The 13556-nt window shown below is 71.5% G+C and carries 9 protein-coding genes; 3 read left to right on the top strand and 6 right to left on the bottom strand.

The window, feature by feature from the left end:
* Positions 1 to 32 precede the first annotated feature (32 nt).
* The 5 genes from ACFYV1_RS04005 to ACFYV1_RS03985 form a co-directional block, all read right to left on the bottom strand.
* Positions 33 to 1283 (bottom strand): hypothetical protein, encoded by a 1251-nt coding sequence (locus tag ACFYV1_RS04005; RefSeq protein ID WP_389393751.1) that lies wholly within the window; start codon positions 1281 to 1283, stop codon positions 33 to 35.
* Between the two features lie 132 nt (positions 1284 to 1415).
* On the bottom strand, positions 1416 to 2390 hold the full coding sequence (locus tag ACFYV1_RS04000) for a hypothetical protein (RefSeq protein ID WP_389393750.1): 975 nt from the start codon (positions 2388 to 2390) through the stop codon (positions 1416 to 1418).
* A gap of 33 nt (positions 2391 to 2423) precedes the next feature.
* A complete protein-coding gene (locus tag ACFYV1_RS03995) occupies positions 2424 to 4832 on the bottom strand; it encodes a SpoIIE family protein phosphatase (RefSeq protein WP_389393749.1) in 2409 nt (802 codons plus the stop codon).
* A 197-nt stretch (positions 4833 to 5029) separates the two neighbouring features.
* Positions 5030 to 7453, bottom strand: coding sequence for an MFS transporter (locus ACFYV1_RS03990; RefSeq protein ID WP_389393748.1), 2424 nt, complete (start codon positions 7451 to 7453; stop codon positions 5030 to 5032).
* Between the two features lie 235 nt (positions 7454 to 7688).
* A complete protein-coding gene (locus ACFYV1_RS03985) occupies positions 7689 to 8132 on the bottom strand; it encodes an SRPBCC family protein (RefSeq protein WP_389393747.1) in 444 nt (147 codons plus the stop codon).
* Between the two features lie 136 nt (positions 8133 to 8268).
* Here ACFYV1_RS03985 and ACFYV1_RS03980 point away from each other — a divergent pair, with 136 nt between their 5' ends.
* Positions 8269 to 9297, top strand: a complete 1029-nt coding sequence (locus ACFYV1_RS03980; RefSeq protein WP_389393746.1) for an Rv2578c family radical SAM protein — start codon at positions 8269 to 8271, stop codon at positions 9295 to 9297.
* A gap of 214 nt (positions 9298 to 9511) precedes the next feature.
* On the opposite strand, the gene ACFYV1_RS03975 is transcribed toward ACFYV1_RS03980, so the two are convergent.
* Positions 9512 to 10081, bottom strand: coding sequence for an adenylosuccinate lyase (locus ACFYV1_RS03975; protein ID WP_389393745.1), 570 nt, complete (start codon positions 10079 to 10081; stop codon positions 9512 to 9514).
* Positions 10082 to 10464: 383 nt separating this feature from the next.
* Here ACFYV1_RS03975 and ACFYV1_RS03970 point away from each other — a divergent pair, with 383 nt between their 5' ends.
* Together ACFYV1_RS03970 and ACFYV1_RS03965 are read left to right on the top strand one after the other, a co-directional pair.
* On the top strand, positions 10465 to 12246 hold the full coding sequence (locus ACFYV1_RS03970) for a 3-hydroxyacyl-CoA dehydrogenase family protein (protein ID WP_389393744.1): 1782 nt from the start codon (positions 10465 to 10467) through the stop codon (positions 12244 to 12246).
* A gap of 112 nt (positions 12247 to 12358) precedes the next feature.
* Positions 12359 to 13201 (top strand): TetR family transcriptional regulator, encoded by an 843-nt coding sequence (locus tag ACFYV1_RS03965; RefSeq protein ID WP_389393743.1) that lies wholly within the window; start codon positions 12359 to 12361, stop codon positions 13199 to 13201.
* The last annotated feature ends 355 nt before the right edge of the window (positions 13202 to 13556 follow it).

The following is a 13556-nucleotide window of genomic DNA, read 5'->3' as shown; positions in this document are numbered from 1 at the left end:
CATCAGGCCGGTTGCCCGGCGCCGCGGCTTCATCAGGGCCGTCCCGGCAGCGCGTCGACCGTCGGGCAGTCGCCCACGACGGAGATCATCCTCTCCAGGTACCGCAGCCTCGGCATGGCGGTCCGTGTGTCGTCGCCCTCCGTGGCGGGGGCGGGCATGCCGCGCCCCTCGAGGAACCGCGTCAGCTGGTCACCGGAGACCTGCCCCGTCGGGTCGAGGATCCTGAAGCCCAGCTCCATGGCGCGCTGCCGGAGCTCCGGATCGTGTGTGATCAGCTCACCGAGCCGGTCCCCCTCCCTGTTGAGGGCGATGAACTGGGGCTGGGTGACGAACTGCCCTGAGGGGTAGAGCAGGACCCGCTCCCCGTCGAGCTTCTTCGACCTGGCCTTGTGGTTGAGCTGGTAGGCGAGGTACTGGTGCTCGTAGGCCACCACCACGGGGGCGATGTTCTTGCCCTCCGGCGAGATGTAGGTGCGGAACACGTCCGCGGCGGGCAGCCCCTGTTCCATGAGGTGCCTGATCTCTCGCCCGCGCGCGTCGGCCTCCTGGTCGGTGTCGGGCACCTCGTCACCGTCACCGTGCCACGTGAAGGCCACCAGGGCGAGGTAGGTGCCCGCCGAGTTGGACCCGCAGACATCGGGGGTCTGCGCGACGATCCGGTTGGCGTTGGTGATGCCGTGCCGCTTGATGCCGAGGTCGTCCCAGCGCCGCTTGTCGTGGATGTGGCGCAGGAACTCGGCCATGTCCAGGACGTAGTAGTGCGGCTGGTCCGCGACCGGGCCCGTCCCCCGGTGGGCCTTGGCCACGCCGGCGTCCTCGAGGGTCTCCGCGTACTCCCGGTAGGTGGCGAGCACGATGGGGCTGACGAACGGGCGGTGCACTTTGGCGTACTGGTTGCTCTTGGCCCGTTCGGAGGTGATCAGGTCCCCGGCGGGCTGGCCGGAGGGAAAGACGAAGTCGTAGGAGGAGATGTCCCGGACGGCGACCTCGCGCGAACCCGAAGCGGTGATGTGCACCCGTATGTGATGCTTCATCAGGATCCGCTGGACCTCCTCGTCCTCGAAGAAGTCCCGCTTGGACGCCATCTTGCCCTCCAGGGTGATGACGCCCTGGAAGGGCAGCAGGATGTTCCCGGAGACGGCGAGCACGCCGACCCCCGTCAGTACGGCGGCCAGCAGCGGCAGCACGACGACGAGGAAGCCGCGCCTCGACCACGACGAGCCCGACTCCCGCCTGATGCCCAGTCGTGGTTCCGCGGCGGCCCGTCTCTCCCCGACAGTCACGGGCGCTCCCCCTTCGTCCCCGTGTCACCAAGGAGGAGCTTTACCCTTCCGACTGGATTCGCATCCGGCCACCCGGCCAACAATCGGTGAACAACTCCCCCCGTACGCCGTTCTGTTGGCGGAGGGGACCGTTCAGCCGCCGGCGAGGCGCACGGTGCCGAGGATCCTGCGCACGGTCGCGTCCGGCACCTCCTCCCCCACTCCCTTCGCGCCGACGAACGTCCAGGAGAGGATGTCGCCCTTCGGGCTCTTGAAGGCGAACGTGGTCGCCTTGCCGTCGCTGTCGCACTTGCCCTCGGGCGCGACGCCCGCGGAGGAGGCGGTCGCCACGCTGCCCCGGATGCCCGACGCGGTGGTGAAGGGTTCGGCCGCGCCCTTGGTGACCTTGCCCCTGTCCGGCTGCGTGTAGCCGCCGTACACCCACAGGGAGGCGTTGTCGCGGGCGGCGTCCTGCACAGTCCTCGCCGCGCGCTCGGTACGGGAACCGGCGGCGGCGAGCCAGGTCTCGTCCGAGGAGCCGTCGAGGTCCCCGTCGGACACGCACCACTTCTCCTTGAGGATCGCCGGGGCCGAGAAGCCGACGAGCGGTGTGTCCTCCGGGTCACCGTGCTCCGTGACGTAGGTCGCCCAGGACGTCGACTTGAGTCCCCACTCGGGCGGTACGTCGAAGACAATGCCGGTCTTCGGGTTCGTCACGGTGCGCCAGCCGGGCACGGTCGGCTGCTCACCGCCGTCCGTGCGGGCGTCGTCGGTGGCCGGCGCCGGAGAGCCGGTCGGCGCCGGCGGCTGGGCGTCGTCGCCGCTGTCGCCGCCGAGGACCAGATATCCGGTCACCGCGGCGGCCACGACAGCCGCGGCGGCCACGAGCACGGCGACGACCGTCGCGGTGCTGCGCCGCCCGGCCCTGGCGGCCGGCGTCCCGGCGGGCTCGGTGGGCATGTCCCACGGCTGCTGCCGGCCCGCCGCCGGGGCGTAGGGATCGGGCTGTGGACCGTAGGGTCCGGGCTGTGGACCGTAGGGTCCGGGCGGCGGCGCCTGGTGCGGAGGTTGCTGAGGTTGCTGCGGTTGCTGCCCGCCGTCGGAGGGCTGCTGCTGTCCTGGCCACATGTGCAGCAACCCTATGCGGTGCCCCGAAACGCCTCAGGGCAGGGCGAGTTCGAACCACACCGTCTTGCCGTCGGCCGTGCGGCTCGTGCCCCACTCCTTGGAGAGGCTGCTCACCACGCGCAGCCCCCGCCCCTTCTCCGCGTCCGGGCGGGCGTCCAGCAGCGTCGGCAGCGTGTGGTCGTCGTCCGCCACCTCGCACAGCAACGACTCGGCGCGTACGAGCCGCAGTTCGGCGCGCCGACCGTCCGAGTGCCGTACGGCGTTGGCCACGACCTCACCCACCAGCAGCTCCGCGGTCTCCGCCAGGGCGCTCAGGTCCCAGGCGGCGAGCTGCTCCCGCACCAGCCGGCGCGCCCTCGCCGACTCCCGCGGGTCCAGGGACAGTTCCCAGGCCGCGACGGAGTCGGCGTCGATGCCGTTGAGTCTGGCCATCAGCAGCGCCACGTCGTCCTTGCGCCCGCCCTTGGTGCCCAGCGCGCGGATGATGGTGTCGCAGGCGTCGTCCATCGAGGCGGCCGGATGGGCGGCGGACTCGCAGAGCGTGGCCAGTCCCACACCGATGTCCTCGCCGCGCATCTCGACCAGTCCGTCGGTGCACATGACGAGCCGGTCGCCGGGCGACACGGGCACACGGACGCTCTCGAAGGGCACCCCACCGACGCCGATGGGCGCGCCGGTGGGCAGGTCCAGCAGATCGCTGCGCCCGTCGGCGGCTCGGACGACCACGGGCGGCACATGGCCCGCGTTCGCGAGGTGCAGTTCACCGGCGACCGGGTCGTACACCGCGTAGAGGCAGGTGGCCAGGTAGTGCTCGCCGAGGCGCTGGGCGAGGTCGTCGAGGTTGCGGAGAAGCTGTGCGGGCGGCAGGTCGAGCGCCGCCATCGTCTGCACGGCGGTGCGCAACTGGCCCATCATCGCGGCCGAGTTGAGTCCGTGACCCATCACGTCGCCGACGACCAGCGCGGTGCGCGAGCCCGGCAGCTTGACGGTGTCGAACCAGTCGCCGCCGACCCTGCCCAGCAGGGTGCCGGGCAGATACCGGGTGGCGGTGTCGCAACCGGCCATGCGTGGGGTGACGTGCGGCAGCATCGAGTCCTGGAGCGTCTCGGCGACGTTCTCCTGGTACGTGTACATCCGGGCGTTGTCGATCACGAGCCCGGCCCGCGCCGCCAGTTCGGCGCCGGTGACCTGGTCCATGTCGTTGAACTCGGCCCGCTCGGGGTGGCGCAGCAGGATCATGCAGCCGAGGACGACGTTGCGGGCCTTGAGCGGCGCGATCAGCATGGACCGGCCGTTGATCATGGGGCGCATGTCCCGCTTGTCGAACTGCTCGGCCATGGCGTTGCCCATCTCCTCGCTGATGCGGGGAACGAGCACCGGCTCACCCGTGATCATGCACTGGAAGAAGGGCGTGTGAGCGGGGAAGGGCATGGATTCGCCGACCGGTACGACGTCGTCCCAGCGGCCCGGCTCGTCGACGTGCTCGAAGGCGACGCGGTGCCACATCGTGGTCGCGTCGGGGTCGCCGTCGGAGAACCCCTCACCCGCGACGACCTCCTCGCGGAGGTACGTGCAGGCGATGTCGCTGAACCGCGGCACGACGGCGCCGCTGATCTCCTGGATCGTACGGGCGAGGTCGAGGGAGGAGCCGATGTGTCCGCTGACCTCGTTCAGGAATTCCAGCCGCTCGCGCACCGCCGCGTACTCGATGTCCTGTGCGAGATCGGCCGCGTCGACGGGACGCCCGGCCGCCACGGCCTGCTGCGCCGCCTGCTGCCGGGCCCGGCGCTCGGCACGCCGCGGCACACCCCAGTCGGGAGTGACGGGCACCCGGTCGTGGTGGCTGAACTCCAGTACGGGGTAGCCGAGGTCGAGGACCTGGGAGACGATCCGCGTCGACTGCTGGACGCTCATGCTGGGCAGGATCTCGGGCAGTCCGCGCGCCAGTTCGTCGGCGCCGGGGAACTCGGTGTGCAGGGCGAAGCCCGGCGCGATCCGTTCGGCGCTCTCGTCGCTCTCGCCGCCGCCGAACCGTCCTGCGTCCGCCGCCAGCACGAGCAGACGCTCCTCGCCCGGGCCGACCATGGGATAGGCCCACCACAGCACGTCCACCCGGTCCCGCCCCGGTTCCGAGAGACGGGCACGGCCGGCGGTGGGGTAGGCGGTCAGCCCGCCCAGGCAGGCGTCCAGGCCGCGCCCGAGTCCGCTGTACGCGTCGTACGGGTCATAGGCGCTGTCGTCGTCGGCCAGGGCACCGGAGACCGGCAGCAGTTCGACCGCGGGCCGGCCGACCGCCTCGTGCCTGGCGGGCCCGAACAGCCGGCGGGCGCCGGTGGACCAGTGCGAGACGAGGCCGTCGCCGTCCACGACGACCACGGCAAGCGGAATCCGGCCGGGCACGGCGTTCTGATGGGGCGGCGTCGGCGGAACACCACTGTCCATGGATGGAGGGCTCCTTCCCCGCCGCCGGGATCTGCGGCCTTGGTCACCACGTTACGGGCAGTTCGGGGTCGTGCGCCGGGCATTGGTGGAACAGGTTGTGCGCCCGCGCGAAACTGACAAATGGTCAATCGTCCTGTCCGGCACCGCTGATGACGCCCGCGGCCCCTGCCCGGCCCGGTGCCGCGCCGTCCCGGCCGTCAGTCCGCGTGGCCGAGTTGCAGGTCGCGCTCGGTCCGTCCGCCGCCGGCGACCTGGAGGACGGTGGCGACCGGCGGGTAACCCGAGGCGATGACCGTGTACTCGCCGGACGACAGGTCCACGAACCGGAATGTGCCGTCCGAGCCGGTGGTGAGCGTGTCGACCACGTTGCCCGCCGCGTCGAGCAGGGTGACGCGCGCGTCGTCGACCGCCCGCCCGTCCCCGGCCCGTACGGTGCCCCGCAGCACGGCTCCCCCGGCCAGTTCGATGTCCTGCCGGGTCTCGCGGGACGGCTGCACGCTCACGGGGTGCGCGGCGGGCCGGAAGGCGGGGGCGCTCGCGGCGAGGGTGTACTCCCCGGCCACCAGTTCGGTCATCACATAGCCGCCCTCCCGTCCGCTGCGGGTGGTCGCCACGACCTCGCCGCGTACGTCGGTGAGGGTGACGGCGGCGTCCCGTACGGGGCTGCCGTCCGCGGTGACGACGACACCCGCGAGGCGGCCCGCACCGCCTAGGACGACATCGAGGTCGACGGGCCGCTCGCCGACGGTCACGGTGACGGCCTGGGGCTGGTGCCCGCCGGCCGCCGCGATCATCACGTAGGCACCGGGACCGGGGACGCTCAGCGCGTACCGCCCGTCCTCGCCGCTCGCGCCCCGCCCGATCTGCGTCCCCTGCACATCGATGAGGGTGAGGGCGGCGCGCGGGACGCTGCTGCCGTCGTGGTGCTGGACGGTGCCGCAGACGGGGACACCGGAGGGGTGCGACACGGCCGCGGGCTGTGCGAAGGCGTGCGCAGGGGCGGTGCGGGCGTGCGGGACGGCGGTCGGCTCGGCGGACACGTTGTGGGACACCAGTGGTCTCTCCTTGAGGAAGAAGGCGATGAACAGGCCGACCAGGAGCACCGGCACGAGGTAGAGGAAGATCCGGGGCATCGCGTCGGCGTAGGCCTGGACGTAGCCGTCGCGCAGGGCGGGCGGCATGGCGTGCACCAGCTGCGGGGTGATGGAGGCCGGGTCGGGCAGGCCCGCGCCGGCCGGGAGGCGGCCCGCGAGCGCGTCGGTGAGCCGGTCGGCGAAGAGGGTGCCGAAGACGGCGGCGCCGACGCTGCCGCCGATCTGCCGGAAGTAGTTGTTGGCGCTGGTCGCGGTGCCGAGGTCGGCGGGCGGGACGGCGTTCTGCACCGCCAGGATCAGGACCGGCATCACCAGACCGATGCCCACGCCGAGCACGGCCTGCCAGACGCTGTACTCCAGGCGTGGCGTGTCCGCTTCGAGGCGGGACAGCAACCACATGCCGACGGCGGAGAGCGCGCCGCCGAGCACCGGGTAGACCTTGTAGCGGCCGGTGCGGCTGATGAGTTGGCCGGAGACGACCGAGGCGATCACGATCCCGCCCGTCATCGGGAGCATCAGCAGCCCCGACTCGGTGGCGCTGGCTCCGTCGACCATCTGCAGGAAGGTCGGCAGGTAGCTCGCGGCACCGAAGAGGGCGACGCCGACGACCGCGCCGACGAGTGAGGTGATGTTGAAGACGGAGTCGCGGAACAGGCGCAGCGGGATGAGCGGTTCCGGCGCGAAGTGCTCGACCAGCAGGAAGAGCACGGTACTGGCGGCCGCCCCGGCGCCGAGGCCGATGATCACGCGCGAGTCCCACTCGTACTCCGTGCCGCCCCAACTGGTCAGCAGCACCAGGCAGGTGGAGGCGGCGGCCAGGAACAGCACGCCGAGGACGTCGAGACGGCCCCGGGTCGCCGGCCTGGGGAGCCGCAGCACCGCGCTGACCACGATCAGGGTGAGCAGGCCGAAGGGCACGTTGAAGTAGAAGCACCAGCGCCAGGAGGCGTGGTCGGTGAAGAACCCGCCGAGCAGGGGGCCGGCGACGGAGGCGAGTCCGAAGGCGGCGCCGATGAGGCCCATGAAGCGGCCGCGTTCGCGGGGCGGGACGATGTCCGCGATGATCGCCTGCACGCCGATCATGAGTCCGCCGGCGCCGATGCCCTGGACGGCGCGGAACGCGATCAGTTCGTTCATGGTGCGTGACCACCCGGCGAGGGCGGATCCGACGACGAAGACGACGATGGCGAACTGGAAGACGCCCTTGCGGCCGTAGAGGTCGCCGAGTTTGCCGTAGACCGGCAGGCCGATCGTGGCGGTCAGCAGGTAGGCGGTGATCGCCCACGGCATCCGGTCGAGGCCCTGCAGCTCGCCGACGATCTTCGGGAGGGCGGTGGCGACGATCATCTGCTCGAGGGCGGCGAGCAGCAGGGCGAGCATCAGGCTCATGAAGACGAGCCGTACGCGGCGGGGGCTGAGGGGCGCGGGGGCCGTCTCGGCGACGGGCGGTGGCGGTGGCGGGTCGGCAGGGCTGCCGGTGGTGCCCGGTGCGGCCAGCTCGTCCTTCACCAGAGTGATGCCGCCCACGTCCGTCTCCCCTCGCCGCACTGCTCGTCGCACTCTGCGGCGTCATTCTTCGCATTGCATGCGAAGGGGGAGCAAGTCGGGCAAGGGTCCGGCCCGGCGTTCGAGGGCACGCTCAACAGGCCCTGGGGGTGGCGCATTTGGGGTGCCCACCAGCGGATTTCCCCCGACCCGGCGCGCGCGGGGGCGCGGGGGGCGCACGGCCGGGCCGGGAGGAAGTCCACTCGAACCGGTGAGGTTACTTCTCCACGTTCGCGGCGAGGTTGGCGAGCAACGCGTCGTAGATGCGACCGAGCCCCTTGGGCGCGAAGGTCCTCTCGAAGAAGCCGCCGATGCCGCCGGCACCGTTCCACACGGTGCTCACGACGACCTTGCACCTGCCCTCACCGGCCGGGGTGACGGCCCAGGTGGTGACCATGGAGGAGTTGCGGTCCTTCTCGACGAGCCGTCCGTCGCTGGGCTCGGTCACCTCGAGCAGGCAGTCGCGGACCCGCTTGCTGGTCGCCTGGAGCTTCCAGTGGACGAGAGTGCCCTCACCGTCGCCGCCCTCGCGGACCTCGTACTCGCTGAAGTGCTCGGGCAGGAGCTTCGCGCGGGTGTTCTCGTAGTCGGCCACGGCATCGAACACCGTCTCCGCGTCCGCCGCGACGATCCGTTCCGTGGTGGCTTCGACCTGCGCCATTTCGTTACTCCTCCAGCACTCGCTCCAGCGGGATGCCGCTAGCCAACCACCTCGTGCCCGGCCCCCCAAATCCGGGTTGCGGCGATCATGGGAACAGATGTTCTATTCTGAGGTCAGTGCGAACGAGGAGGCACCCATGCGCTGGGACAATCTGGTCGAAGGCCCCGCCACGTCCGGGGACTCCGCCCTGTTCGGGACGTCGGCGGTCGTCACCCGGACCTTCGACACGCCCGAGTTCAAGGGCATCACCTTCCACGAGGTCCGAGCGCGTTCGATCCTGAACAGGGTGCCGGGGGCGTCACGGATGCCGTTCGAATGGACGGTCAATCCGTACCGCGGCTGTACGCACGCCTGCGTCTACTGCTTCGCCCGCAAGACGCACAGCTATCTGGACCTCGACACCGGCCTCGGCTTCGACTCCCAGATCGTCGTCAAGGTCAACGCCCCCGAACTGCTGCGCCGCCAGCTGGCCTCGCGCCAGTGGCAGGGCGCGCACGTCGCCATGGGCACCAACGTCGACTGCTACCAGCGGGCGGAGGGCAGGTACCGGCTGATGCCCGGCATCATCTCCGCCCTGCGCGACCACGCCAACCCGTTCTCCGTCCTGACCAAGGGCACGCTGATCCTGCGCGACCTGGACCTGCTGGTCCAGGCCGCGCAGGTCACCGAGGTGGGCATCTCCGTATCCGTCGGCTTCATCGACCGCGAGCTGTGGCGCACGGTCGAACCCGGCACCCCCTCCCCCGAGCGCCGCCTCGACGTCGTGCGCACCCTCACGGAACACGGCATCGGCTGCGGCGTACTGATGGCGCCCGTCGTCCCGTTCCTCGGCGATCACCCGGATCAACTGCGCGCCACGGTCCGGGCGATCGCGGCGGCGGGCGCGACGTCCGTCACCCCGCTCGTACTGCACCTGCGGCCCGGGGCCCGCGAGTGGTTCATGGCCTGGCTGCGCCAACACCATCCGCATCTGGTCGGGCGGTACGAGCGCCTCTACGCGGAGGGGGCGTACGCGCCCAAGTGGTACCAGCGCCGGATCACCCGCCATGTGCACGAACTGGCCACCGAGTTCGGCATCGGCCCCTCCGGCCGGGACGGGCACCGCCGTGTGCCGGTGCGCCCCGAGCCGATGGCACCGGAGCCGACCCAGCTCACACTGCTCTGACAGCTTCCAGTCGCCCTCGGCGAGCGGCCGCCCGGGGATCGCGCCGAAGGACGCGGCCATCACCAGGCCGACACCCAGACCGGGCGGCGCAAAGAACGGCGGCCGCATGGCGGCGTACGGGAACCCGGCGTCCCCGGTCAGCATCCAGAAGGCGGCGCGGACTCCAACCGCACACCGATGGGCATGGTCACGAGCGCGCCGTATCCCGCTGTCGTCACGCCTCCAGTCTCGCCAGCGCCGCCGACGCCGCCGCCGTCAGACGGGGATGGGGCAGCGCGGCGCGCACGACCTCGGCGGCGCGCCTGTCGCCGAGCGCGCCCAGGCCCTCCACGCACGCAAGCGCCACGCGCCAGTGCGGATCACCGGGGCCGAGGCGGCGCCGCAGGACCGTGACGAGTGCCGGGGCGGACTCGGGGGCGCGCAGCCGGGTCAGCAGCCGCACCGGCAACAGGGCGTAGGCGACGCGCAGTTCGTTGGTGGCCAGCGCGGCCGCGGCGCGGGGTGTACGGGGGTCGCGCAGCGCGTACAGCGCGTGGGCGGCGGACACGCAGCGCTCGGGGTCGCGGTGGTTGAGCAGGAGGACCAGCGACTCGAAGGCCCGGCGGTCGCCGGCGCAGCCGAGGCGGAACGCGGCGAGTTCACGGGCCCACAGCGGGCGTTCGTGTTCGGTGAGGACCGCGGCGAGTTCGTCCTGATCGGTGGTGGCGAGCAGGCGCTCGAAGTCCGCCCCGCCGCCCGCCTCGTCCCGTATCCGGCTCGCGAGCGACCGCAACTCCTCGTCCATGGACGAAGCGTATCCACGCGGCAGGGCGCGATCCAGATCACACGGATGCGTCCGGATCGAGGGCTGGCGCGCTCGTTACCCGCGAGTTAATCTCAGGTGAGCGGGTCAACCCCGCGACTCCCGGTGGCCTGGTGACGCAGCCGCCGAGAGGTTGTCGGTTCGGCTTCGAGGTTTCGAGCGTTTCGAGCGTTTTCCAGCGTTTTCGAGCCTCGCGAAGCACGCAGTACGGCGCGGCCCGGGACAGGCCCGTCGATCCAGCACCACGACACGCGCCTCCCGCGCGCCGTACGCCTCCTCGGTGTCCGGTTCTCGCGCCCGCGGACCCTTCATGTTCCGCCCACGCGCGCTCCTCATCAGTCGTCACTCATCCCTGGAGTCCCGTGATGGACACCCCTCTCCACACCATTGCCGTCGTCGGTCTCGGCACCATGGGCACCGGCATCGCCGAGGTCCTTGCCCGTGCCGGCCGTGAGGTCGTCGGCATCGACATCAGCGACGCCGCCGCCCGCAGGGCCGTCGCCGCCCTCGAGGCGTCCACCGCCCGCGCCGTGGAACGCGAGCGGATCACCGAGGAGGAGCGCCGCAACACCCTCGCCCGCTTCCGCACCTTCTCCGACCTGCAGGCCGCCGCGGAGGCCGACCTCGTGATCGAGGTCGTGCCCGAGTCGTACGAGGCCAAGCAGCAGGTCTTCCGCGAACTCGACGGCGTCGTCCGCCCGGACGCGATCATCGCGACCGGCACCAACGCCCTCTCCGTGACGCGCCTCGCCGCCGACTCCGAGCACCCGGAGCGCGTGCTCGGTCTGCACTTCTTCAACCCGGCCCCGGCGATGAAGCTCGTCGAGGTCGTCTCCTCCGTGCTGACCGCCCCGACGGCCGTGGAGAGTGTCACGGCGCTCGCCCGCGAGCTCGGCAAGGAGCCCGTCGCGGTCGGCGACCGTCCGGGATTCGTCGCGGACGGCCTGCTGTTCGGCTACCTCAACCAGGCGGCCGCGATGTACGAGTCGCGCTACGCCTCCCGCGAGGACATCGACGCGGCGATGAAGCTGGGCTGCGGCCTGCCGATGGGACCGCTCGCGCTGCTCGACCTGATCGGCATCGACACCGCCCGCACCGTCCTGGACGCGATGTACGCGGAGTCGCACGACCGGCTGCACGCGCCGGCGCCGATCCTCAAGCAGCTCAGCGAGGCGGGACTGACCGGCCGTAAGACGGGCCGCGGTTTCTACACCTACGCCGCGGCCGGCACCGCGGAGGTCGTGGCGGACGCCCTGACCCCGCGGCCGTCCGCCGACGCCGCCGCGGGCCGTGAGGTCCGCTCGGTCGGCGTGGCCGGCTCCGGCACCATGGCGAGCGGCATCGCGGAGGTCTTCGCCAAGGCCGGTTACGACGTCGTGCTCGCGGCCCGCAGCCTGGAGAAGGCGGAGGTCGCCAAGGGCCGCATCGGCAAGTCGCTCGCCCGATCCGTCTCCAAGGGCCGGATGACAGAGGAGGCCCGCGAGGCCACCCTCGGCCGCATCTCCCCGGCCGGTTCGCTGGACGCCTTCGCCGACGTGGACCTGGCGCTGGAGGCGGTGGCGGAGGACCTGGAGATCAAGCAGCAGCTGTTCGCCGCCCTCGACAAGATCTGCAAGCCGGGCGCGGTGCTCGCCACCACCACCTCCTCGCTGCCGGTCGTCGCCTGCGCCCGCGCCACCTCGCGCCCGCAGGACGTCATCGGCATGCACTTCTTCAACCCGGCCCCGGCGATGAAGCTCGTCGAGGTGGTCCGCACGGTGCTGACCTCCGACGATGTGCACGCCACGGTGCGCGAGGTCACCACGAAGATCAGGAAGCACCCGGTGGACTGCGGCGACCGAGCCGGCTTCATCGTGAACGCGCTGCTCTTCCCGTACCTGAACAACGCGATCAAGATGGTCGAGCAGCACTACGCCTCGCTCGACGACATCGACGCCGCGATGAAGCTCGGCGGCGGCTACCCGATGGGCCCGTTCGAACTGCTCGACGTGGTCGGCCTCGATGTCTCGCTCGCCATCGAGAAGGTGCTGCACAGCGAGTTCCGCGACCCCGGCCTCGCCCCGGCGCCGCTGCTGGAGCACCTGGTCGCCGCGGGATGCCTCGGCCGCAAGACGGGCCGCGGCTTCCGCGAATATGCCCGGCGCTGAGTTCGACGCCGGCTGGGGCGGGCTGCTCGGTCCGGGCGGCCCGCCCCCGGCTCCGGGCGAGGGGGCGGCCCCGCAGGCGCATCCGGCTGCCCGGATGCAGTACGTTCAGATCATGCCCCAGCCCGCTGACTCCCCCCGCCGCCCCGGCCGCGCCGGCGCCACGACCGACGCTCCGGAGAGCGCCGCGGGATCCCGCGCCGCCGCGCAACGCCTGAAGATGCGCCGCGAACTGGCGACGGCGGCCATGGAGTTGTTCGCGACGAAGGGGTACGAGGCGACGACCGTCGACGAGATCGCCGCCACCGCGGGGGTGGCACGGCGGACCTTCTTCCGCCACTTCCGCTCCAAGGAAGAGGCGATCTTCCCCGACCACGACGACACCCTGGTCCGCGCCGAGGCGGTGCTGAACGCCGCGCCGCCCCACGAGCATCCGCTGGACACCGTCTGCCGGGGCATCAAGGAGGTCATGCGGATGTACGCCGCCTCCCCCGCGGTCTCCGTCGAGCGCTACCGCCTCACGCGTGAGGTGCCGACGCTGCGGGAGCGTGAGATCGCCTCGGTGGCCCGTTACGAGCGGCTGTTCACGCGCTATCTGCTGGGCCACTTCGACGAGCGCGACCACCACGACGGAAACGACGACCCCCTGCTGGCGGAGGTGGCCGCGTCCGCCGTGGTCACCGCGCACAACCATGTGCTGCGCCGCTGGCTGCGGGCGGGCGGGCAGGGCGATGTGGAGACCCAGCTGGACCACGCGTTCGCCATCGTCCGTGACACGTTCGGCACCGGCATAGGAGCGGGCCGCAGGAGCACGTCGGTCATGACCGACGGTCCGGCGGCGCAGGAGCCGGCGGTCACCGCCCGCGCCCACGGCGAGGTGCTGGTCACGGTCGCGCGTACGGACGCCCCGCTGAGCGAGGTCATGCGGACCATCGAGAGGGCACTCAGGCAGCCCTGACCCCTCGCGGACACCCGGCCGATGGCCGCCCGATTCGGGCGGCCATCGGCCTTTTTGCACCCGCATTCGATCGATCATCGCTCATATGTGTCGCACAGATTGCATCTGAGAGAAATTCTTGGCACGGAGTGTCTTGCGACCTGGCACGCCGTGCCATACGTTGATGGTGTCCGGGCGGCCGGCGTGCAGAGACCTCTCGTACGCCGGCTGTCCCAGCAACCGTCCACGGTCGCCCGCCCGGACGCCTGCGTCACAGGCACCTTCAAGCGCTCACCCGCGCCGCCAGCAGCACCACCGCCGAACCGACGGCACACCTCCACAGCAGCACCACCATCCCGACGTTCCCCTCAGTGTC

Source organism: Streptomyces sp. NPDC003023, from assembly GCF_042888225.1.
In the GTDB taxonomy this organism is placed as follows: Bacteria; Actinomycetota; Actinomycetes; order Streptomycetales; family Streptomycetaceae; genus Streptomyces.
Note: the sequence above shows the minus strand (reverse complement) of the source record. Positions and strands in the feature narration are given on the sequence as shown.